27 protein-coding genes, 1 other RNA gene and 1 pseudogene are annotated in these 20,658 nt (G+C 41.8%); 3 read left to right on the forward strand and 26 right to left on the reverse strand.

Features of this window, described 5'->3' with window-relative positions; translation table 11 throughout:
- The gene (locus tag GYA54_00225) at positions 1–1,320 is read right to left on the reverse strand and encodes a S41 family peptidase (protein ID NMC51142.1); all 1,320 of its coding nucleotides are present in this window, start codon (positions 1,318–1,320) and stop codon (positions 1–3) included.
- A gap of 95 nt (positions 1,321–1,415) precedes the next feature.
- Here GYA54_00225 and GYA54_00230 point away from each other — a divergent pair, with 95 nt between their 5' ends.
- Positions 1,416–1,736 carry a hypothetical protein gene (locus GYA54_00230; protein ID NMC51143.1) on the forward strand — a complete coding sequence of 107 codons (321 nt, stop codon included), beginning with the start codon at positions 1,416–1,418 and terminating at the stop codon, positions 1,734–1,736.
- Between the two features lie 301 nt (positions 1,737–2,037).
- Here GYA54_00230 and GYA54_00235 read toward each other — a convergent pair whose 3' ends face one another.
- Positions 2,038–3,432, reverse strand: coding sequence for a sugar transferase (locus tag GYA54_00235; protein NMC51144.1), 1,395 nt, complete (start codon positions 3,430–3,432; stop codon positions 2,038–2,040).
- A gap of 112 nt (positions 3,433–3,544) precedes the next feature.
- Between GYA54_00235 and rnpB the strand changes: the two genes are divergently transcribed.
- Positions 3,545–4,026, forward strand: an RNA gene (rnpB, locus tag GYA54_00240) — RNase P RNA component class A.
- Between the two features lie 42 nt (positions 4,027–4,068).
- On the opposite strand, the gene GYA54_00245 is transcribed toward rnpB, so the two are convergent.
- Both GYA54_00245 and GYA54_00250 read right to left on the reverse strand, forming a co-directional pair.
- A complete protein-coding gene (locus GYA54_00245; protein NMC51145.1) occupies positions 4,069–4,692 on the reverse strand; it encodes an endonuclease in 624 nt (207 codons plus the stop codon).
- 41 nt (positions 4,693–4,733) lie between these two features.
- Positions 4,734–4,874, reverse strand: coding sequence for a hypothetical protein (locus tag GYA54_00250; GenBank protein NMC51146.1), 141 nt, complete (start codon positions 4,872–4,874; stop codon positions 4,734–4,736).
- Positions 4,875–4,987: 113 nt separating this feature from the next.
- On the opposite strand from GYA54_00250, the gene GYA54_00255 reads away from it, so the two are divergent.
- Positions 4,988–5,395 (forward strand): hypothetical protein, encoded by a 408-nt coding sequence (locus tag GYA54_00255; protein NMC51147.1) that lies wholly within the window; start codon positions 4,988–4,990, stop codon positions 5,393–5,395.
- A gap of 92 nt (positions 5,396–5,487) precedes the next feature.
- Here GYA54_00255 and GYA54_00260 read toward each other — a convergent pair whose 3' ends face one another.
- From GYA54_00260 to GYA54_00365, 22 genes and pseudogenes are all read right to left on the reverse strand, one after another.
- Entirely contained in the window at positions 5,488–5,715 is a 228-nt protein-coding gene (locus GYA54_00260; GenBank protein NMC51148.1) for a hypothetical protein, read from the reverse strand.
- An 81-nt stretch (positions 5,716–5,796) separates the two neighbouring features.
- Positions 5,797–6,996: a pyridoxal phosphate-dependent aminotransferase gene (locus tag GYA54_00265; GenBank protein ID NMC51149.1), complete on the reverse strand. Its 1,200-nt coding sequence runs from the start codon at positions 6,994–6,996 to the stop codon at positions 5,797–5,799.
- Positions 6,993–8,123, reverse strand: coding sequence for a hypothetical protein (locus tag GYA54_00270; protein ID NMC51150.1), 1,131 nt, complete (start codon positions 8,121–8,123; stop codon positions 6,993–6,995). Before GYA54_00270 ends, GYA54_00265 begins: the two co-directional genes overlap by 4 nt.
- A gap of 12 nt (positions 8,124–8,135) precedes the next feature.
- Positions 8,136–8,378, reverse strand: a complete 243-nt coding sequence (locus GYA54_00275) for a hypothetical protein (GenBank protein ID NMC51151.1) — start codon at positions 8,376–8,378, stop codon at positions 8,136–8,138.
- Between the two features lie 65 nt (positions 8,379–8,443).
- Positions 8,444–9,352, reverse strand: a complete 909-nt coding sequence (amrB, locus tag GYA54_00280) for an AmmeMemoRadiSam system protein B (GenBank protein ID NMC51152.1) — start codon at positions 9,350–9,352, stop codon at positions 8,444–8,446.
- Positions 9,353–9,357: 5 nt separating this feature from the next.
- Positions 9,358–11,157 (reverse strand): hypothetical protein, encoded by a 1,800-nt coding sequence (locus GYA54_00285; GenBank protein ID NMC51153.1) that lies wholly within the window; start codon positions 11,155–11,157, stop codon positions 9,358–9,360.
- A gap of 22 nt (positions 11,158–11,179) precedes the next feature.
- Complete coding sequence (locus tag GYA54_00290; protein ID NMC51154.1) at positions 11,180–11,671, reverse strand: type II secretion system protein; 492 nt, start codon at positions 11,669–11,671, stop codon at positions 11,180–11,182.
- A gap of 75 nt (positions 11,672–11,746) precedes the next feature.
- Positions 11,747–12,319: pseudogene (locus GYA54_00295) on the reverse strand (hypothetical protein).
- A gap of 8 nt (positions 12,320–12,327) precedes the next feature.
- On the reverse strand, positions 12,328–12,732 hold the full coding sequence (locus tag GYA54_00300; GenBank protein ID NMC51155.1) for a tryptophan-rich sensory protein: 405 nt from the start codon (positions 12,730–12,732) through the stop codon (positions 12,328–12,330).
- A gap of 102 nt (positions 12,733–12,834) precedes the next feature.
- Complete coding sequence (locus GYA54_00305; GenBank protein ID NMC51156.1) at positions 12,835–13,098, reverse strand: hypothetical protein; 264 nt, start codon at positions 13,096–13,098, stop codon at positions 12,835–12,837.
- Between the two features lie 8 nt (positions 13,099–13,106).
- Positions 13,107–13,682: a hypothetical protein gene (locus GYA54_00310; protein ID NMC51157.1), complete on the reverse strand. Its 576-nt coding sequence runs from the start codon at positions 13,680–13,682 to the stop codon at positions 13,107–13,109.
- A gap of 158 nt (positions 13,683–13,840) precedes the next feature.
- The gene (locus GYA54_00315) at positions 13,841–15,244 is read right to left on the reverse strand and encodes a hypothetical protein (protein ID NMC51158.1); all 1,404 of its coding nucleotides are present in this window, start codon (positions 15,242–15,244) and stop codon (positions 13,841–13,843) included.
- A gap of 9 nt (positions 15,245–15,253) precedes the next feature.
- Positions 15,254–15,412, reverse strand: coding sequence for a hypothetical protein (locus tag GYA54_00320; protein NMC51159.1), 159 nt, complete (start codon positions 15,410–15,412; stop codon positions 15,254–15,256).
- A gap of 131 nt (positions 15,413–15,543) precedes the next feature.
- The gene (locus GYA54_00325) at positions 15,544–15,672 is read right to left on the reverse strand and encodes a desulfoferrodoxin FeS4 iron-binding domain-containing protein (protein ID NMC51160.1); all 129 of its coding nucleotides are present in this window, start codon (positions 15,670–15,672) and stop codon (positions 15,544–15,546) included.
- A gap of 57 nt (positions 15,673–15,729) precedes the next feature.
- The gene (locus GYA54_00330) at positions 15,730–16,245 is read right to left on the reverse strand and encodes a hypothetical protein (GenBank protein ID NMC51161.1); all 516 of its coding nucleotides are present in this window, start codon (positions 16,243–16,245) and stop codon (positions 15,730–15,732) included.
- A gap of 3 nt (positions 16,246–16,248) precedes the next feature.
- Complete coding sequence (locus tag GYA54_00335; GenBank protein NMC51162.1) at positions 16,249–17,145, reverse strand: hypothetical protein; 897 nt, start codon at positions 17,143–17,145, stop codon at positions 16,249–16,251.
- Between the two features lie 27 nt (positions 17,146–17,172).
- A complete protein-coding gene (locus tag GYA54_00340; GenBank protein NMC51163.1) occupies positions 17,173–17,667 on the reverse strand; it encodes a hypothetical protein in 495 nt (164 codons plus the stop codon).
- Positions 17,668–17,706: 39 nt separating this feature from the next.
- Positions 17,707–18,192, reverse strand: coding sequence for a hypothetical protein (locus GYA54_00345; GenBank protein ID NMC51164.1), 486 nt, complete (start codon positions 18,190–18,192; stop codon positions 17,707–17,709).
- Between the two features lie 71 nt (positions 18,193–18,263).
- Positions 18,264–18,929, reverse strand: coding sequence for a hypothetical protein (locus GYA54_00350; protein ID NMC51165.1), 666 nt, complete (start codon positions 18,927–18,929; stop codon positions 18,264–18,266).
- Positions 18,930–18,969: 40 nt separating this feature from the next.
- The gene (locus tag GYA54_00355; protein NMC51166.1) at positions 18,970–19,449 is read right to left on the reverse strand and encodes a DUF333 domain-containing protein; all 480 of its coding nucleotides are present in this window, start codon (positions 19,447–19,449) and stop codon (positions 18,970–18,972) included.
- Positions 19,450–19,563: 114 nt separating this feature from the next.
- Entirely contained in the window at positions 19,564–20,142 is a 579-nt protein-coding gene (locus GYA54_00360) for a hypothetical protein (GenBank protein NMC51167.1), read from the reverse strand.
- A gap of 40 nt (positions 20,143–20,182) precedes the next feature.
- A complete protein-coding gene (locus GYA54_00365; GenBank protein NMC51168.1) occupies positions 20,183–20,641 on the reverse strand; it encodes a hypothetical protein in 459 nt (152 codons plus the stop codon).
- Positions 20,642–20,658: the final 17 nt, after the last annotated feature.

The following is a 20,658-nucleotide window of genomic DNA, read 5'->3' on the forward strand; positions in this document are numbered from 1 at the left end:
CTACTTCCCTTCCAGCAAAAATTTGATTGCCCGATCAAGCTGTGGGTCCTTGCCATCATTAAAATCTTGCGAGGTTAATTCTACTTTGATATCCGGTTCTATGCCCTCCTTGTCTATCGTTCTTCCCTTGGGTGTCAGCCAACGGGCAATTGTTATTTTTATCGCTGAACCATCGTCTAGATTTTCCAGCTCCTGGACCGAGCCCTTGCCAAAAGTTTTTTCTCCAACGAGGGTCGCCAATCCGTGATCCTGAAGTGCTCCGGCCACTATTTCCGAGCCCGAAGCTGAACCGCCGTTTACCAAAACTACTGTTCTAAATTTATTCAAAACTGGCGCCTCAGAAGCCAGATGCATCTTCTTGTCATCGACGAATTTCTCGGTCACCACCACCTTGCCCTGATCGACCCAAGCATTGGCCATCATGATGGCCGTGTCCAAGTAGCCCCCCGGGTTGCTCCTCAGATCCAAAATAAGCCCATCAGGATTATCTTTTCCCACCTCTACCATGATTTGCCGGAATCTCTCTTCGGTATCAGCATTAAAATTTGTCACCTTTACTAAATCTATTTTTTTGTCACCCAGTTCCGGATATTGTTCTGAGCTAAACCGCTGTAAACTAACACTGACAATCTTAATTACGTCTCTGACCACTGGAATATCAAGGATTTTGTTTTCCTTTTGGCGATATATCTTCAGGTTGACCGTTGTTCCTTTTTCGCCACGGATTCTATTGACTGCATCATTGATATCAATTTTCTCTGTTTTATACCCGTCAATCTCCATTATCACATCACCGGCCAACACACCGGCCTTTTCTGCCGGTGACTCTGGCAAGGGCGACACCACTGTCAAGACATCATGACGAATAGCAATCTCCGCTCCAATGCCCTCAAATCTACCGGCCAGGCTTTCCTCAAAATCTGTGGCTGTTTTGGGCTCCATAAAACCAGAAAATGGATCGTCCAAGCTAGCTACCAAGCCAGCCATCGCCCCATACATCAATTTTGTTTCTCCTACCGGTCGGTCAACATATTTTTCCTGGATTTTATTCCACACGTCCCAAAATAATTTAAAATTTACGTCCTTGCCGAGAAATGGTGGGGTTTCGGCATCCTTGCCTTTGACCTCACCATAATTAAAATCCTCAACCCCGCCGCTATTGGTGATTTGTACTTTGCTTTCTTTTTTACCCAAAGCAAAACCACCGGCAAAAACTACTATCAAAACTGCAGCTAGAATATAAAAATTAAGACTTTTACTAAAAAATTTACCACTTTTTTTGATCGCGCCACTATCGGCCGTATTTTCTGGTGTTATCATAAATAAAAAAATAATTCTATTAGCTCCATTATAACATATTCACTCTCAAAGCCAAATAGTGTATAATAATCTTATCAACAACTAAAAACAACCCTATGCTCGACACCTCAAAAGATTTGCTTTTTATTGTTCTAGCCGCTTGCGCACTCGCTTTTACTATCTTTGCTTGTTGGCTTTTGTACTATTTTATTGCCATTATCAAAGATGTCTACAGCGTTACCAAGGGTATAAAGAAAAAGATAGACCTCCTGGACGACATCCTGAAAACTATCAAAGAAAAAATCAACAGCACAGCCAGCTATGTCGGTCTGATCTTCAATAGTGTCGAAAAAATAGTTGATTACTTCCAGCAAAAAAGACCTGGCGGCGAAAAGCCTTTCACCAAAAAATCCACCAAAAACAAAACCGAAGAATAATTACCATACAAAAAACCGCCTTAATTTGCTAGGGCGGTTTTTTAATATCCAAAATTCAATCTTTTCCCCTCCTCCCTGAGGAGGGGTGGCGAGCTCACGAGCCAGGGTGGTGGGGCAGTTGCACTAATAAGTTTTTTCTATACTCAAGTCACTGTAAGTCTCCCACCACCCCCTACCCCCTCCTCGAAGAGGAGGGGAAATAAAATCCCACTCAATTGCGTGACTACGGGCTTTAAAATATCAAGTACTTTTTTCTTTTCTTGCTTACTGCTTATCTCGCTTAACTTGCCTAATTAATTTCCTACGCCGCATCTTTCCCTCGGAGCACCACTATAGGGGTTTTGAATAAAATAATCACATCTTGCTTCAAACTCCAAGTCTCAATATATAGAGTATCCAGCTTTACCTCTGTCTCAAAATCGAGAGTCGACCGGCCAGACACCTGCGCCATGCCAGTGATCCCCGGCTTGATATTCAAAAGCTTTTTGTGGTGCTCTTCATATCTAGCCACCTCATTTGGCTCATGAGGGCGCGGGCCCACCAGACTCATTTTTCCGGTCAAAACATTCCAAAAATTTGGCAACTCATCGAGGCTGGTTTTGCGCAAAAACTTGCCCACCCGGGTGATCCTCGGATCATATTTCATTTTGAAAAGCGGCCCGTCAGCCCTCTCGTTTTCCGTGACCAATTTCTCTTTCATCTTGTCTGCGCCGACCACCATTGACCGAAATTTATAAAGAGTAAATTTTTTGCCCTTGGCTCCGATTCGCTCTGCCTTGTAAAAAACCGGCCCCAGAGAATCCAATTTTATCAAAACAGTAATAATCAAAAACAAGGGCGAAAAAATGATCAAAAAGAATATTGCTCCGATAATATCAAAAATTCTCTTGGCTACCCGCCCCCAGCCGTCTAGAGGGGTTTTCTTTATCTCAATCAGAGGGATGCCATTGATCGTCTTGATATCAATATTGGTTCTTCTGGCGCCAAGCAAATCAGCTGCGTATTTAAAATCTAGATGATATTTATTGGCTAAATTAATAAGCCCAATAACTTCTTCACGGCTCAAATTTGGATCCGCCTGGATGATCTCATCTACTTTTTCCTCGCTCGCCAATTCATCTACTTTTTTGGCTAGTTCGCCATTGGTACTTTTGGAACGATAAATTATCTTGTATCCCAGCCCGGGATTGCGATAAAATTCGGCCGCCAAAATTTCACTGGTATTATCTGTCCCGACGAGTATCACCCGATGTACGCCGATCTCTTTGCGATAAAGCAGATGTTGTATGCCTCTGACGATAAGGTGTGCCAAGCTGATATAGATAATAGACAAAATCCAAGCCGCCAAAATAATAAAACGGGAAGTGAATAATTCCCGTGAAAAGAAAAAAATCAAAATCACTACCAGGGTACCAGTCGAACAAGCCAAAAATATCTTATTCAATAAATCAAAAACCTTCTTGCTCGGCCGCATAGAAAACAATCCAGCCAAAGCAAAAATGACGAGCCACAAAAAAGCAATCAAATAAACCCAGTGCATATAGGTAGACTGATTGAGAGCAAAGACCACCTCGCGCACATTTTCCGTATAAGTTTTGGAAAAACGGACCAGATAGGCTGACCAGCCAGCCAAAACTAAAAGCAAATAATCAATTGGCAGAAGTATCGAAGAAAACAATATTTCTGTTTTTTTCATAAAAAATAAAAGGATAGTTTAATTGTTTACCCTTCATTTGATATTTTATACCCTCTTTCTCACTCTGTAAATGATTGACAAAAAACAATTTTTATAGTATTCTAAAAAAGTCCCAGTTAGCCCAGATGATTGCCCCGATGAATATCGGGGAGGAAAGTCCGGACACCTGTCCCGCGCAAGCGGGATAAAGTGGCAGTCGTGAAAATGACCGGGTATACGCAAAACGGTCACAAATTTTCGATCGTAATTTGTGACTGGTCAATCGCCAAACCCAGGGAAAGCGCAACAGAAAGCAAACAGCCCACTTCCAAATTTATTTGGAAAGGCAATGGTGAAACTGTGTGGTAAGAGCACACACTTTTCTATGGCAACATAGAATTGCAGCAAGCCCTGCCTGGTGCAAGTCCATTGACGGACGTTTAGATAGATAATCATCATCCCCCACTTTATAATTGATTGTTTTTGGGATAATCGTGGTATAACCAATATATGCCATTAAAAAACAGAGATTGTTATGCCGAAAAATTAAGAGCCCTTGGCTCTTATCAATTATAAAGTGGGGGAACAGAATCCGGCTTATGACTGGCTGGGACATAAAAATATCCATCAATTTGATGGATATTTTTTATCTAAACACTACTTGCCTGCTTTCCTACCAGCATGTTTCCCCTCCACCACAATCAAAGCATGAAAATCTTGATAAACTTCAAATTTTTTGGGCAGATTATCTTCAAACAATTTTCTCAAATATTCATAATCCATATTTTTAACCAAATTTTTTGCTCTCGCGATTCTTCTGGTATATTCATCGACCACAAACACCGGCCTATCCAAAGCATACAATAAAATACTATCCGCCGTTTCCGGCCCCACACCTTTCAATTTTAAAATCCCTCTTCTCAATTCTTGACCTTCGCGTTTCATCAATTTACCCACTCCCCCACTCTCAATAATAAATCTTGCCACGCCCTGCAAATATTTGGCCTTGGTCTTATAAAATCCACTTGGCCGAATTAGTTGTTCCAGCTTTTCTGTTTTTAATTCCAAAATTAATTTTAGTGAGCACTTTTTTGCCTGCTTCAAATTGGCAATTGCTTTTTTCACATTTTGCCAATTAGTATTCTGGGTCAAAATCGCCCCGATGATCACCTCTTCTCTTTGCCTTTTGGTTTTCGGCCGCCGGCACCACAAACTCCACTGGTCTTTTGGCGAGCCATGTTTTTTCAACAACTCTCTGTATAAATATAAAAACTTATTCATATTACCTGATTGTCTGTCATCCTCGGGCTTGACCCGAGGATCTATTCCTTTTTTTGCCACTCAAAACTTTTGTCTGTCGTGATATTTTTATTTTTTAATATTTTAATGTTGTTCTTAAGCCAGCTCGGCGTCCGATACGCCGGCCGTCCCTGCCGATTACCCACTTTGTGATGTTGTTTCATATTTTTAGCATACTACGCCAAATACAAATATTCAAATTTGACTTCAGCCTATATTTTCCCTAAAATAACCTAAAATAAAACAATAATCAAAAAACCAAAAAACGGGGGGTAAAATGCTGATCATTCAATATAAACTTCTTCCGCTTATATTTTTTCGCCCTGACGCAGTGACGCACTTCAAAAGCCACCTTTTTATTGATCGCAAAAAACTAGAGTTGCTGTCGCAAAGACAACAAACTGCCATAGAAGATCTCTGCCACGAACTCATAGCGAAAACCAGGGTCTTTTTTTTAAATGGCCATATCTCTTGGAAAATGCGCAACTATATCCTGTCTGTTGACGGCCGTTTTGACAGCTATCACACAGAAGGAGACACTGGGGAAATCATTGCCCTGTTCGAAAAGATAGAAAGAACCATCTGGAGTTTCGGCAAAGATATCACCGTGGAGTTCACCAACGTCATTTCCTATTTGCAGCTTGGCAAAGGAAAAAAAATTCTTTTTGAAAAACTAGTACAATAAAAACGAGAAGCGGTAAAACCTGCTCTCGTTTTTTTATTCAAATAAAAAAGCCCCGCCTTTGACCGGCAGGGCTTGAGATCGTGCATTAAATCTTAGCCGAAAAAACTTAACTCAGCTTCATGAGGATTGTCGGCATTGGACACCCCGTCAAATCGAGCAGGCTTTTCATCGGTTCGGATCTTCTTGGGCGGCACTGGGACACCTTCTCTACCGCCCACCATGACATTGGGTTCCGGTGACACTGCTGGTAAACTTTCAATCCACGCCTTCACTTCCTGCGCTGTTGGTCTTTTTCCTTTTGACATCACGATTTCCTCCATTTAATGGTTTGTATATTTTGTTTTTATATTTCAATTTTTTAAAGATTAATATAACTTACCGCGCCAACCACATTCTGTCAACTATTTATTTAAATACTCCTTCAGTCCTCGCCCCAAAATCTCCACCCCCTCTTTCAGTTTTTTGCTCTCCAGCACATAAGCCAATCTGATTTCATTTTGCCCCAGCCCCGGCGTAATATAAAAATCTGCCATCGGCGACACCAAAACAGTCTTATTTTTATAGCTAAATTTTTCCAGCATAAAACGGATAAAATCCTCGCTATCTTTGATTGGCAATTTCACCACCTGATAAAATGCCCCAGCTGACTCACGAAAAACTACACCTGACATCTTTTGGAGCTCTTTTAAAGCCACCTGGCTCCTCTTTTGGTATTCCTTTCTAATTTTATCTGTATATTTTTTTGCCTGCTTCAAAATTTCTATTGTTGCCAATTGCCCCACTGACGGCGCTGAAAGTCTGACCATTGCTATCTTCAAAATCGCCCCCATGATTTCTTTATTGAAAGAAACCACTGCGCCGAGTCTGATCCCTGGCACAGAAAATCTCTTGGACACGCTATCAATCAAAATCGTCCTTTCTCTTGTTTTTGCAAAAGTCAAAATATTTTTCAGCTTGCCCCGGAAAACAATCTCCCGATAAGTCTCGTCCACAATCAAATACAAATTATACTTCTCTGCCAACTGGCTGATTGTCTCTAGCTCTCTAGCGCTCCACACCTTACCTGTCGGGTTGTCCGGGTTGATGATCACTATCGCCCGGGTTTTCTTACTTATTTTCTTTTCTATTTCTTTTGTCTCTAGCAGCTGGAAATTATTCTCCAATCTCAAAGTCACTGGTTTCAAATTCACCCCAGCCATCTTGGCTAGGCCCTTGTAGCTCGCATAAAGCGGCTCAAACACCAGAATCTCCTCTTCACTATCAGCCACCGCCAAAAAAGCCAAAAGTATTGCCTCTGACGCCCCCACTGTCGGAATGATATTTTCTCTTTCCAGCTTTATGCCAAATTTTTTATAATAATCTCTCCAAGCATCCACATTTTCTACCATTCCACCAGATGGTGCATAGCCGAGATTTTGCGCTTTTATGTTTTTAATGCCCCGGACTATTTCCGCTGGTGGCGGAATATCCGGATCGCCGATATTTAATTTCAAAACCTCCACCCCCCGCTTTTCTGCCGCCATGACCAAAGGCCAAAATTTTCTGATCGGTGATGACATCAGATCATTGACCCTATTTGATAATTTCAATTTATTGCTCATAATATTTTGTAAATTTCGTAAAATAGTCCCAAGGCGAAACACCCAGCGATGAACCAAACTATTGGCGCTCTTCTGCCGTTGGCCCGACTCACCTTCTTATAAATAAAAGCGATAAATACCCCGTCGATCGCGAGCATCACCGATCCGACAAAAGAAATAATGGTGATAAAGTTATTAATCCCCAAAAAATACAAAATCGTCGGCACCGCCGCCACCGTAGTCAGAGCAGTCAATGGGCTTATTTTTAAATCATAGATCAAAAGCTTGTTTAGGGCCAGAGCCAAAGTGATATAGGAAGTAAAAGTGGTCAAAATGCCGAGCGCTAGTAAAATTTTTGCCATTTCGGCGCCCACCACTCCACTCAGGCCACCCAAGGCTGTCGGATCCACTGCTGTGCCACTCACGCCCAAAATAATCGCGATAAACACAATATATACAATCATCGCGGTCAATCCTGACCAAAAGATCACTTGATTCAATCTCTTTTTGTCCTTACCCATCACCCCAGCCACATCTGGTATAGCCGAAGCCCCCCACAAGGAAAACAAGACTACACCATAAGGCAAGAAAAAATTTTTTGCTTGGCCTTTAATCGCCAATATATTTTCTATCTGCCAATGGCTATTGACCCGCCACACCAAAACAACAAACACCAGCGCCAGAGCCACGATGCCCCAGACTTCCAGTTTGGCTATCAGTTTGTCGCCTTTCCAGACCAAAAGTGCGCCAACGAGACAATACAAAATCACGTGCAGCCACTCACCAGCTCCCAAATAGCTATTAAATAAAGAATGAGAAAAATCAGCACCCAAAATCACATAAGCCAAAATCGCTCCCATGAGACTGCCAATGGCTGTCACGGTCGCCACTCGACCCCAAAATGACCCCAGATGAATCCTAGCCATACCAGGCAAGCGATGACGGCCTGGTGTTTTGGCTGTTATCTCGCCCCAAAAAATATGAATGATCATCGCCACCGCCCCTAAAAAAATAAAATAGGCACCTACCGTCAAAAGTCCGGCCTGGCTGGTGATATAAGGCAAAGAAAAAATACCGACTCCGATGATCGTGCCGGTCAGCATCGCGTAAGCGTACAAAAAACTTTTAGCTTTTCTGAATAAACTCATAAAAATTATAAACTATAAATTCTTTAATCTTCCTTCCAACTGTGCTAAATGTGCTCTAGTCACGCTGAGTTCATGGTACTTGCTCGCATTTTTTCTCAAGTCTTCTATTGTCTTTCTATCCGCTGCGATTGCCGCCGCAATATCTCTCCTTCTTTCTTCTGTAAACTGTTGCTCGGCTAGCTTTTCTTTTGCAACCGATTCCCTACCCTGCCGGCTGAACATTTTTCTTACATTGCCCATACCCTCACTAAACATATTTATTATTTTAATTTATAAATAAAATACTCATTATATTAATAATACCATAAAACCAAAAAAGACTAAAATTTTTCCCGACTGAAGTAAAAAAACATATGGCTGGTCGTCTCCGCCTCCATTTGTCCAATTAATCGGCCAGAATTGGTATGAAAAATCAAGTTGCTTTTCTCAGCGCCGATCTGTTTCAGATAACTCATCAAAACATAAATTGCTTTGGGCGAATCAACTGGTATGGCCAAAATTTTCTCCACCTCACCTGACTCAATCGCCATCTTTGAGATTTCATCATTTTTATCAGATTCTGCCACATTGAGATAATGTGAAAAATCCACGCTCGCCAACAACAAAGCCTTCTCCGGATCAACGCTCTTGGCTATCACTTCGATCAACCTATCCAACTCTTCTGTCTTGGCCGTCGGTCTGATAATTATAGATAAAAATTTAGCCTGAGGAAAACTTTTTTTAACAAATCCAACTAAACCGGAAATTGCGTGTTCACCGGCAAAAGGATCTTCGTCTGGAATAAAACCGGCCTCGATTAGGTTATAAGCCAATTTTCCATTGGGCAGCAATTCTCCATATGGCGTCTGCCATTTAGCCCGAGAAAAAATAATATTACTCGCTCCGCGTTCAAAATGATTTGGCCCGATCATCACCACTGTTTCATAATTATTTTTTTCTATTCCCGACAAAAAAGCGGCGATCTTATCTTTAACTATCAGATGGTGCGGCAAAATCGCGCCATGCACTCTTGTTCCAGGCTCCTTGGCTTGGCTACTGCCTTGTTCGTACGCTTCATCATAAAATTCTTGATTCATGAAATAAGCCCGGTGCGCAATAATTTCTTGCTCCTCTACTACTGGCGTCTTTTGTTCTTTAACTGAATTATTAAAAAAATAATAAAACTGCCCCAGTTGTAAAACCACTAGGGCAGTAATAATAAAAACCGAATAATCCCTATTTCTCTTCATAAAAATTAGCGCCCCAAAGTCCCACCCCACTCTACTACGGTAAAACCTTTTCGCTCCGGTGTTTTGATAATTTGTGGTCGGACGCTTTGATATTCGTCCAATCCAAAATAATCCATAAACACCCGGATCACCGTATCTGGCTTCGGATGAATTTCCAAGGGCGCCAACTTATCAAATTCTACCTGAGGCATAAAGGAAATAAAATAATATTTTTTCTCCTGCATCTTGGGCAACCAATAAGCCATAAATTCCTTGTATTCATTCTCTTTCAGTCCCAACTGTGGTAATTTAGATTCCAAAAATTGCGCCACTTTTTCTCTTGGCACTACAAAGCCACTAGCTGGTGTCTGATAATTAACACCAAAACCCTCCCAAAAAAGATACGGATAAATCTTTCCATCACCATAATTATAAATCTCGCCATTTGGTTTGGCTTTGACTTTCCAGCCCTCACCATAATACGGGTCGCTGATTGATAGTCCGCCCGTTGGCGTGACCTTGACCGATACATCCATTTCACGTTCCGGATAAAGATAAATTACTGGCTTGCCGCACTCGGCCATGGGCTGAAATTTGGCATCTCGAAATTCCATGAAATCACCAAACGGATCTTGCCAATAAATAATCGGGCGGCCAGCCAAAAATTCTTCATAGCTGACCTTTGCCTCCTTGCTCTGTGCCTGATCAAAAAATTGATAATGTTCATCATACATTGCCCGGTAAATACTCCTGCCTGCCTTGTCGCCCTCAGCCAAAAACAAATTTTTATCCTTGGCCTCATAAAAGACTTCTTCTTCGGACGATTCACCAACAATTACAAATTGGTCAATATTTTTGGCATAATCAGGATAGTTATAGCAACCAAGGGCACAGGTCCCAATACGCTTTATCATATACTCATTATTATTACTCCCCCCAGATATCCAGCTTATATTGAGCTTATAAGGCCTGTTATAATTGGAATATAGATTATCATCACCAACCGCATCCAAAAAAGGGAGTTCTAAAATATATTCTCTTATTGTTCCATCACCAGCTTTTACTATAAAACAATTGTCGGTTTTATCCTTGTATACATAATCAACCCCATTATATAAAAATATTTTTTTCGGACTGTCATAACTTGTTAAAAATTTTGTGGATTCGCCTTCACTTCTTTTGAGTTTAATATTAGAATTGGGAATAGTTATTTCTGAGGGTGGCTCCAAATTAGCTATTTTGATTTCGTGGTTCTCTTTGAATATCCTCTTCATCGCTTCTTCCATATACTCAGAAGAATGATTAACCAACAAAATCGCCTCCCCATCATTTTTCACAACTCTATATAAATCCGGCTGAAAAGCCGGGCCCTCAGGCCAATTAACTACTAAAAATAATTCCTTACTATTGTATACCCCACCCTTTATCACTCCAGCTTTGTATATCTCTAGTTTATTCACCAAGTCAAGAGCCTTCTCCCGGTCAACGACCCCATAATCAAAAAGTCTCCAAACATCCACCTTTACTGGCCACTCATTCCATTCCACCGTGATTGTGCCACCGGTTTTATCTTCAGGCAAAACCTCATCGGTCGTAGGAACCGTCTCGTCGCTCGGCGTATTATTATCATCATTAATTATCGGCTGAGTGTTAACGGCAATATTGGCGTTGTTATTGGGCGCTTGCTCATCTTTTTGTTTAATCAAAAAATAAGTCGCCGTCACCACATTGGTCAACACCAAAAAAATAATCACTATCAATATGATGATATTTTTCGGGAAAAACTTTTTCTCTGGCCCTATCTTTGTTTCTATTTCGTCTTCCATATAAATTAAATTAATTAATACTTTAATTTGAAATTTGAAAATATTTCTTTGTGCCATTGGGTCCTGCTGTCGCGGCCTCCAAAATTCCTTTACCCCCGCCCGGTGTCGGCGCATTTAAGCTTGGCAAGGTTACTGCCTGATTTTCATTTTCCAAATTGGCATACAACACGCACTGATTATTTTCGTTGATTATATATTTATAATTAGAATTACTCTCTGTGCCGGTTTTCGGATCTTTCAAATTACTGGGGATCTGACTAGCGTATTGAGGATATTTTACCCTATACTCCTCAATCAACTGGCTAAGATCATATTCCCCCGGCCCCCCAGCTGGCACCAAACATCCAAAAGCCAAAAATCTACCAATTTGGTTTAAATCATTTAATCTCTTGGCATCTCTGGCTTTACCCCGAGCCCCGCCAAAAGCCACTACGCCCAAAGTCGCCAAAACCGAAATAATGCCTATCACCACCAAAAGCTCTATTAACGTAAATCCCCTCTTATTCTTAATCATATCATATTTTTAAAATTTATTTCTTACAAATTCTTTTTTCCACTCGACCACCTTGCCCACTGCAATCTCTATCTTATCTGCCCGACGCAAACCACTGATCTGTCTTTTGTCCAAAATATTATAATGTTTTACCTCATCCAGATATTCCGGTATATAATCAACCTCCTCTTCGCTGGTCATCCAGCCAAGCTTATCAAATCTTTTTAGATTAACCGGCATGGAAAAACTCCGCAAATTTTTCCGGCCAAAATCGTCAAAATACTCATGGAAATAGCTCATCACCAATTCTCTAATTGTTTTGTAAATCGGTTCGCGATAACGCAGTACGGCGTGATTTGTTTTGGAGATCGCCCCCCAACAACCATACCTCTTGTAAACTGCGATCACGTGGTCAAAGTCATCTTTATTTTTGACCTTCAAGTCTACCAAAAGTGGCGGCTCGCCCTGCAGGCGCAAAGCCAAAGCCGCGAGAATCGCTCCCTCACCGCAGTGGCATATTCCCTGCCGCAATACTCTTAACGGCGACAGATAGGTATCTCCGTCATATTCAAAATTAATACTCATTTCATCCAAAAAACTCTGGATTTTGACTGGTGTATTTAATTTTTTCAGAAGTCTATACTCTCTTTCCGGTAAATTAAATCTCATAAAAATATTTATTTACCCCAATTCATCGCTGTGATGGTAATCTGCAAAATCGCAGCAAACATCACCCAAAGCAAATACGGTATATTGGCATAGCTCACCCACCTCGCATAAGGAAAAACTACGAACAGCGCCCAAGCTAGAGTGCCCAAAACCAATACGATATCAATAGCGGCCAAAAAATTATTTCTCAACCCAAACTGCAAGGGTGTAAAAATCAAATTGAAAATAATATTTAAAATAAAAGGCAAAAAAACAATAAATGGTATTTTGCCCTTAAAAAACAAAAAAGCCGTATAGCCGAAAGAAATGATAATGATCGTATAAAGTACGCTCCAAACCGACCCAAAAAGCCAGCTTGGCGGTGCGAAAGACGGTTTGATCAAATTCTGATACCAATTATATGTATTATCCATAATAAATTTTATTTAGTTCTTATATTATAATTTTCTCACCTTGGTCAATTTTAAGCAAACAAAAAAGCCGTTTCCCCCAAAACGGCCACGATCTTTGTATATTTATTCCCCTCCCTGCTTTTGTATGTTCGGGAAAATTAATTTAACTGGTTTCCCTTCCGCATCAACGCAAAACACCTCTCCTCCGTTAATAATAAATTTTGCCAGCCAATGGTAAACGTACAGGGCGTTCCTTATAACTTCTGCCAAGCTGGCAGCGTCAGTCACTTTTTTCAACCAACCTATAATTTCTATAGTTTTCTGGGAAAAAGTAAACTGAATTTTCCTACCCTTCTCCATGATCTTCCTCCTATACAATGGACGCATTAGATTTTTTATTTATCAACCAGTACTTGGTTGATCGTCAGAGAAACAACCCGAAAATCCATAGCAAAGTGGTCTCCTACATGGATGATTATGAATGTTTTCTTTGTTTCCCACTCGCCAGGATTTAGCATTGCCATACCACGGTCACAATGATGAAATGTATGGTGACTATGGCCAAATAGCACATAGTTAACATAGCCATATTCAGCCATTATCTCTTCATTTACTTTCCAAATCTCCGCCTCATCTACATGCTCCAAGAGCTCTCGGTCTTTAAATTTCAGCGCCCTCAGCCCCAGATAATGATTGACATAAATCCGCATTCCTCCAATCGTTATGATACATGCCACCTTTTCCCGAAGCAGATGCCAATTATTAGGCAATTTTTCCGGAATTTTTTCATTTTGTTTGGTCACAAAAACATACATCTGGAAATCGTCAAAAGCCGGATGCCCCCAATGTTGGTCAGCCAGATCACCTGTATGAATTATTGTTTGGCACTCAAAATCTCTGGCTTTTTTGCTCGCTAGGTACAAATCTTCCTCGCTGCAATTGTGCGTATCACCAAAGACAAAAATATTCATTTTGCCCTCCCTTTATATGGATAAAAAATATTTTTTATTTTAAAATAGGAGCTATATTTTGTTTCTTTTTATCTTACTCTTGGCCCATTAAAAAAGCAAATAAAAAAACCGCCCCGATGAGCATTGGTGACGGTTTTTAATATTGGGAAAAGCAATAACTACTGCCCTGTGTTGAGCCGATTCTCCAAATTCTCAATTCTTTCTTCCAGCTCCAATATATACAAACTCATCTCTTCAATCTTCTCTAGGTTCAGCCGATTAGCTTCAATAATGTCAATCTTATCATCTTGTATTTCTACGCCCGGCAGATGGTGGTTTTCCTCAATATAGAGTCTTAGTTCGTCTAAAGAGAGCATCCGGTAATCAGCCGGGATATAGTCATTATTAGGATTGCCAAAGTATTTGGCAAATACATAGTCTGGGTTGGTATATTCCGTACCTGACTTGTATAGCGAGCCTGTTAGGAGGATGTCCCCAGCTACGGCAAATTCCATGTCCTGCCAAGGAGTAGAAGTGGCGACGCCTACGGTTCCTTTACTATTCACGGAAAAAAGGTCCAAACTCGTAGACGTGCCTACCTGAAAGAGCTTCTCCAGGCCTTCAGCTGAACGGGAAACCTGTAGTCTGGCTGTAGGAGCGGCAATGCCTATGCCTACAGTGCCAGTAGCTACAGTCGTACCAGTATTACCGAGTCCATTAGCAAAGATCATGTTGCCTATGCTTAAAACGTTGTCTGAAGTAGAAGCTGGGGCATCAATATCGTAGCCAATGATGATATTGCCAGAGCCCGTGGTCAGGGCATCGCCTGCTTTGTAGCCTAGAGCCATGTTTTTGGAACCGGTACGGATATTTACCCCGGCCTGGTAGCCTACCCATGTACTACTGGCATTGGAGTAAACAGCGCTTGAATGACCACGACCCGCTTGATAGCCGAGAGCTGTATTGGCAAAAGATTGAGTCCAAAGATAACCAAGGGCCATTTCGCCAACGGCTGTATTCCAAGAACCGTTTACATTATAAATTAATGAGTCTGACCCGACAGCAACATTACCACTCACCTTCTCTCCATAATATCCTGCTTGGTAACCAATAGATATATTACGCACCCCAGTAGTGTTGGCCCAACCAGCATAATAGCCAATGCTAATATTAGAGTCACCCGTAGTGTTTTTTTCCAAAGCCTGTCTCCCTATTGCTACATTATAATAACCAGTAGTATTTTCATACATTGGAGTATAGCCAATGGCTACGTTATCAAAACCCAAAGTATTATTAAAAAGCGCGCTGGTGCCAATGGCCACATTATATCCAGAAAAATCCCAAGTACCGGTTCTTTTTGCATTATATAGTGCTTGATAACCAATGCCTATATCATCTTTAGTACTAGTGGCAGTATACCCCGCTTGATAACCAAGAAAAATATTATTTGTACCCGCATTATTCAGATTCTTCCCTGCTTCGGTACCTACTGACAAAGAATAATTGGTAGATGAAGCGACAAATACTGGCAGGTCATTTTGATAAATAGCACTATTGGCACCTTGGAGTATATTGCCCGTCACCGTCAATGTCTAACTCAAGGTCGTTGCTCCAGTCACGCCTAGTGTTCCTCCCACAGAAGTATTGTTACCTACAGTTGTCGCCGCTTCTGTGTCAGCTGCCAGAAATAGCATCGCGCCTGTCATGGCTAGGGCGAGGATAGATGATATAAATAGCTTTTCTTTGAACATAAGCATGGGATTAAATTAATTTCTAAAATAATTTTTGAAATTTATAATTTGGAATTTATTTTGGATTTAGGATTTGGAACTTGGTGCTTATTCTATTATACCTTAATTTTAACATTAATTACAGTCAAAAATTACTCTTCTTTATTTCCTTGCAAATTCATCGGCTCCCCGCAACAGACGAGTGTCCCTCCCCCGGCCGATACTACCTCGACCACATTGCCACAAATCTCGCATTTATAAACTTGGCCTTTTTTGATCATAAAAATAAATTTAATTGTTCATATTCTAATTATAGCAAATAATCAATAATCGCCCAATCAGATATTTCTGCTGTCATAGGCCCAGTGCAAAAGCGCCTGTCTTTGCTTTTTGCGACAATTGATATCACCCGACCGGCAATTTCTCTGTACTTGCACTATATGACGTTTCATCGCTTTCCATCTTTTTATCTGCCTTTTATCATCTTCGTGCCTCCGACCCAGATAGTATCGACAATACCACTGAAACCAACCGCGCGGATCATCTTTGTGTATCCAGCCCTTGGCCCGCCAGACCTCCAATGGCTGGCTCGCCTCCACCTGAAAAAAATTTAGCTTTTTATCATGGCCCGGCCTGCCGGCAGGCAAAAGCTTGGCTCGCAAGAACCAATCCTTGGGAAACTCCTTTCGACAATCGCGCAGATATCGTCCGCTAAAAACTCCGAGCCGGAGCATCTCCTTGGGCGCCAGGTCTGGCCGAAATTCCTTATCAAAATTTTTGCCCCTGGGCGCACTCAAAAAATAAGTGTACCCGGACTGCATTTTGTCATTGACCCTGATCTTTTTTCTCCCCATAAGCTAGTCACAAAAATTCGGACGGAGGATCCCCTCCGTAAAACCATATTCATTTTTCATTTTCTCACAATCAACACTGCCATTGCCATCATAGACCACCTGCCACTGATCATCAATTTTCACTGCCAGAAAAAGCCCGCCCTCGGCCTGCTCTTCAGCCCCAAATTTTATACTCCCGGCCAGATGCGCCTCATCCCTTCTGGTTATACTTACTCGCACCTCGTCTATCGCTTTTTTATATTTTCTAGACAGAATTTCTTTTATCGCCTGCGCATCCAAAAGGCCGGCAATGTTATTGTGGTTGAAATATCCGCATTCTAGGGTGACTTTTAGACTATCGCCGACTGGCGTACTCGGCTCATTGACACCCCGCTTCATCTCCTGATGACGAAAATTCACGATACAGGCCATATAGTCTTTATAATAACCCCTCAGACCACCCACTACGCCATCAGCCACGTTGTATTTGTCCATCCCCCAGTTGTTGTTTAAATAATTTTCCAAATTGTTATAATCAGCCATCTTGATACCCTCGGCCTCATAAATAACCCCGACAACTTTGGCATCGGTCATCATGTCGTCTTGGCCCACAATCCAGTTGAACTCTGTCTCGCCATTATTTTCCAATATCACCCCAGAAGACTGCTTCAAAAGAGAAACCAAATCCTCTACTTTGTCCGGGCAAAACTCTTCAAAGGCCCGATAACATTTGCTGCTGGCATCACACCATTGATAGCCAGCCGAGCCAATACAACCATGATCATCTTTGTCAGCGCCCACGATATTTTCTGTTTGTTTGTCCACCGCCGGCCGAACCACATCTTTTTGGGACAAAAAATAGCCTGCTCCAGTCAAAATCACAAGGATTGCCACCGTGGCAACAATTTTTGTCTTGGACATAAAATTATTTCAATTTATAATACTTTATTAATTTTTTACCATCACCTGAATTGGTAATTTTATATTGGGCTGGCCGTTTTCATCAAAGATCACGCTGATTGGCTCGCCCTCCAACATTCTTCTCTTGTTGTCGTTATAGCCACGCACCCCCACCTCGGCCGCGCCTTTATTTTTAAATTCTTCAAAACTAAAACCAACACGATAATCACAAACATCGCGCGCCAACTTCATCCACGAATAAATCGCGCTGAAATAAAAACCGGTTTCATAGGAAGTATCTTTTTCCACTCCCTCAGCAAATTTGAGCTCGATCACAATATCAGCTTTATCAATCGCGCCGCACAATTTCTCTTTTTGCGCAGCCGGATCGGTTTTTTGGCCGAGATACATCTCCTCTGCCGGCTGATTGTTGTTTAGGCCGACAGAGTCGGCCGGTGCTGCTGGCTCTTTTTGCGTACAACCCCCAGTCAAAAAAACTACAGCCAATAATAACACTGTTAAAAATTTAAAATTTTTTGTCATATTTTTTCTGGCATAATTTTTTATTAATTAAATATTACCCTAATTCACCCGCGCAAACAAAACCACATAATTTTTACCATACGCTTTGGCGCACTTGGGGCAGGTGGTATAGGAAAAATAAAGTTTTTTCATTTCTTTGTTTTTACTTTTAACATATTCCGCCATTTCTTTGGCCCACTGGCCAGCATCTTTGTATGGCCCTTCGAAAACCTTGGTCAAAAAAGTACCCGAAATTTTCGCCATCTCGGCGCCCGATACTTCTCGCGCCACATCAATATAAATATCCGCGCCCCACAATGATTTTTCATCAGTCAGCATCAACTGGTGGGGCGCTTGGGCGTTGGCTTTCTCAATCAAGGTCATATTCTTAACAACCCTCTGACCAAAATTAAGAGGCATATGCAAAAAGCTAATCACGTGATCTTTGACAAATAATTTATCCTGCCAAGTGATTTCTTTATCCTGCCATGACGCTGGGTCAAAGGGCTCACAGCAGCCGGTCGCTTGAATTTTTTGGTTATCCATATTTTTTCGCCAATCGGCGAATTAATTAATATTTATAACCCCTCTTATTGACTGGGTTAATATTCAAAAAACTAATTACACCCGGCGTTTTTCAGACAATTGTCGCGCACTTCGCCCGCTGGCGCCTGAGCACACAAATCACAAGCCTGTTGTTTGTATTTATCCGTATTTTGCTGCAACTCCTGCACCGCCTGCCCCACCTCTTCGGTTGTGTCTTGAAAATTCTTATCAGCCGGCGGCGTAAAAATTGAATTGTCGCCTGACCATTTTTCACACACAAAATCGCGTCTTTGCTCCAACCCGGCATTGTTGCCTCCTGCCGATTCTCCTGTCGCAGCTGGCGCGTTTTTCTGCATCTCTTGCAAATTCATCTTGGATGCCTGCGCGCTAAAATCATTCCACATATAAAGATACTCGCCATCGCTGATGGTATAAACATGACCCATATCGCCCATAGCCACATCCTGATAAAATTTTTGCCCATCAATATAAATCACATTAGTCACCTCTCCCTCTTGAGTCACTTTTTCACTCCAGCTACACTTCATTGGTCTTTTCATGGCCAAGAGTTGATTAATAGTATACTCGCCGCTTGGGCTGACTGTTTCCTCCTGATTGGCCGGTTGTTGATCATTATTGACGACCGGCTTTTCGGTTTTCTTGCCACAACCGCCCGTTGCCAAAATCATCAGCGCCAACACTACAAAATAGACAAATTTTCTTTGTTTTTTGAACATATTTTTTCCTATAATTAATAATATTTATTTTTTAATTATTCTATTCCACTTCTCTATTGCCAGCGTTCGGTTCAGGGTTATTGGGATTTGGGCATTCACCATTAAAATTGGCAATCACTTCGCAACGAGTGCCGTCCACTCTTTTGCACAAAACGCTTTCTGTGCCCACGCCCTCGACTGTCCCACCTGTGATGGCACAATAGACTTGCGCCTCATTTTCATAACCGGTGATCTTTAATCCACCAACCGGGCACTGACCGCGCATCATCGCCCACTCTTCACATTGCCGATTGTCATCAAAAAGGCACACGCCATATTGGCCGAGTTTATTTTCTTTCATCACCAAAGTTCCGCCCTTGTCAGTACAATTGGTGCTCGCCGGATTGGCCAGGCCGATATTATTATTGTTTTCTGGACAAGGCGCAAATTCGCAATCAGGCCCAATACGGCCGACCGCTGTGCCATCAGGGCAAATCTTGGCCTCTTCTGTACAGGCGATCCGGCCTTCATTCCTGGCCACCTTGAGCCCGTAAGAGCCAAAAACCACGATGGCCACGGCGATCAAAAGTACCACAATAAAAAGGCCGAGCATTGGCTTGTTCATATATTTTTAATAATTATTAATATAATAATTTTATTTATTAAACCACTTGGTGAGCCAGCCAAATAGACTAAACTTGCCTTCCTGCGCTTTGATAAAATTTTCCATCCTAGTCTGTTCCTGCTCCAAATTTTGGATCTGGGTCTGGACCTCGGTCGTGCTGGCCTTCTTGCCCATTATCCTATTTAGCTGTTCAATCCTATTTCTAGTCTGCACCATCTCGCTTCGGAGTGCCCCAAGATTTTTATAATCAGAGCCAAACAAAAATGTTTTGATCTTATTTCTATTTTGTATTTTTTCCATCATCTCGGTCGTCGTCGCCATGGCTCTATTTTGTTCTCTGGCGATTATGCGCACCTGCTCGCCGACTGTGCCCTCGGTGGTGCTGGCAGTCTTGAGCAGGGTCTGCACAAAGTTGGCTACGGCGCTTCTGTGTTCCTCGGCATTTGTCTGTCCATTTTGATTTTTTATTTGTCCCTGGAGCGTAGAAGTATTATTCTTTTGTCCCATTACCTGCACGCCAGCCGGAGCCATCTTGGCCAAAACTGGCACTGCCGCCATAGCGAGTGCCACAGCCAAGCATATTACAAAAATTAGACTATTTTTTCGCATATTTTTATGAGTTAATTACTAATATCTCAATTATAACGCATTAATTCACCTGCGCAAATAAGACCACGTAATTTTTACCATATGCTTTGGCGCATTTGGGGCAGGTGGTGTAGGAAAAATACAATTTTTTCATTTCCTTACCTTTGGCCTTCACATATTCCGCCATCTCTTTAGCCCACTTACCGGCATTTTGGTATGGCCCTTCGAAAACCTTGGTTAAAAAAGTACCCGAAATTTTCGCCATCTTGGCGCCCGGTAATCCGCCGGCTGGCGGATTTACATCAATATAAATATCCGCGCCCCACAGCGATTTTTCATCAGCCAGCATCAGCTGGTAAGATACTCTGGCCTTGGCATTTTCAATCAAGACCATATTGCGAATAATTTTTTGCCCCATATTCAGAGGCATATGCAAAAAACTCGTCACATGGTCTTTGACAAAAATCTTGTCCTGCCAGGTGATTTCTTTATCCTGCCACGACTCCGAGACCGACGACAACAGCTGCTCCTTTTGGT

The organism is Candidatus Kuenenbacteria bacterium (assembly GCA_012797775.1).
Classification (GTDB): domain Bacteria; phylum Patescibacteriota; class Patescibacteriia; order UBA2196; family GWA2-42-15; genus JAAZMX01.

Coding starts and splice junctions, on each gene's coding strand:
- GYA54_00225 (NMC51142.1), bottom strand. CDS start 1,320: ATGATAACACCAGAAAATACGGCCGATAGTGGCGCGATCAAAAAAAGT.
- GYA54_00230 (NMC51143.1), top strand. CDS start 1,416: ATGCTCGACACCTCAAAAGATTTGCTTTTTATTGTTCTAGCCGCTTGC.
- GYA54_00235 (NMC51144.1), bottom strand. CDS start 3,432: ATGAAAAAAACAGAAATATTGTTTTCTTCGATACTTCTGCCAATTGAT.
- GYA54_00245 (NMC51145.1), bottom strand. CDS start 4,692: ATGAATAAGTTTTTATATTTATACAGAGAGTTGTTGAAAAAACATGGC.
- GYA54_00250 (NMC51146.1), bottom strand. CDS start 4,874: ATGAAACAACATCACAAAGTGGGTAATCGGCAGGGACGGCCGGCGTAT.
- GYA54_00255 (NMC51147.1), top strand. CDS start 4,988: ATGCTGATCATTCAATATAAACTTCTTCCGCTTATATTTTTTCGCCCT.
- GYA54_00260 (NMC51148.1), bottom strand. CDS start 5,715: ATGGAGGAAATCGTGATGTCAAAAGGAAAAAGACCAACAGCGCAGGAA.
- GYA54_00265 (NMC51149.1), bottom strand. CDS start 6,996: ATGAGCAATAAATTGAAATTATCAAATAGGGTCAATGATCTGATGTCA.
- GYA54_00270 (NMC51150.1), bottom strand. CDS start 8,123: ATGAGTTTATTCAGAAAAGCTAAAAGTTTTTTGTACGCTTACGCGATG.
- GYA54_00275 (NMC51151.1), bottom strand. CDS start 8,378: ATGTTTAGTGAGGGTATGGGCAATGTAAGAAAAATGTTCAGCCGGCAG.
- amrB (NMC51152.1), bottom strand. CDS start 9,352: ATGAAGAGAAATAGGGATTATTCGGTTTTTATTATTACTGCCCTAGTG.
- GYA54_00285 (NMC51153.1), bottom strand. CDS start 11,157: ATGGAAGACGAAATAGAAACAAAGATAGGGCCAGAGAAAAAGTTTTTC.
- GYA54_00290 (NMC51154.1), bottom strand. CDS start 11,671: ATGATTAAGAATAAGAGGGGATTTACGTTAATAGAGCTTTTGGTGGTG.
- GYA54_00300 (NMC51155.1), bottom strand. CDS start 12,732: ATGGATAATACATATAATTGGTATCAGAATTTGATCAAACCGTCTTTC.
- GYA54_00305 (NMC51156.1), bottom strand. CDS start 13,098: ATGCGTCCATTGTATAGGAGGAAGATCATGGAGAAGGGTAGGAAAATT.
- GYA54_00310 (NMC51157.1), bottom strand. CDS start 13,682: ATGAATATTTTTGTCTTTGGTGATACGCACAATTGCAGCGAGGAAGAT.
- GYA54_00320 (NMC51159.1), bottom strand. CDS start 15,412: ATGTTCAAAGAAAAGCTATTTATATCATCTATCCTCGCCCTAGCCATG.
- GYA54_00325 (NMC51160.1), bottom strand. CDS start 15,672: ATGATCAAAAAAGGCCAAGTTTATAAATGCGAGATTTGTGGCAATGTG.
- GYA54_00330 (NMC51161.1), bottom strand. CDS start 16,245: ATGGGGAGAAAAAAGATCAGGGTCAATGACAAAATGCAGTCCGGGTAC.
- GYA54_00335 (NMC51162.1), bottom strand. CDS start 17,145: ATGTCCAAGACAAAAATTGTTGCCACGGTGGCAATCCTTGTGATTTTG.
- GYA54_00340 (NMC51163.1), bottom strand. CDS start 17,667: ATGACAAAAAATTTTAAATTTTTAACAGTGTTATTATTGGCTGTAGTT.
- GYA54_00345 (NMC51164.1), bottom strand. CDS start 18,192: ATGGATAACCAAAAAATTCAAGCGACCGGCTGCTGTGAGCCCTTTGAC.
- GYA54_00350 (NMC51165.1), bottom strand. CDS start 18,929: ATGTTCAAAAAACAAAGAAAATTTGTCTATTTTGTAGTGTTGGCGCTG.
- GYA54_00360 (NMC51167.1), bottom strand. CDS start 20,142: ATGCGAAAAAATAGTCTAATTTTTGTAATATGCTTGGCTGTGGCACTC.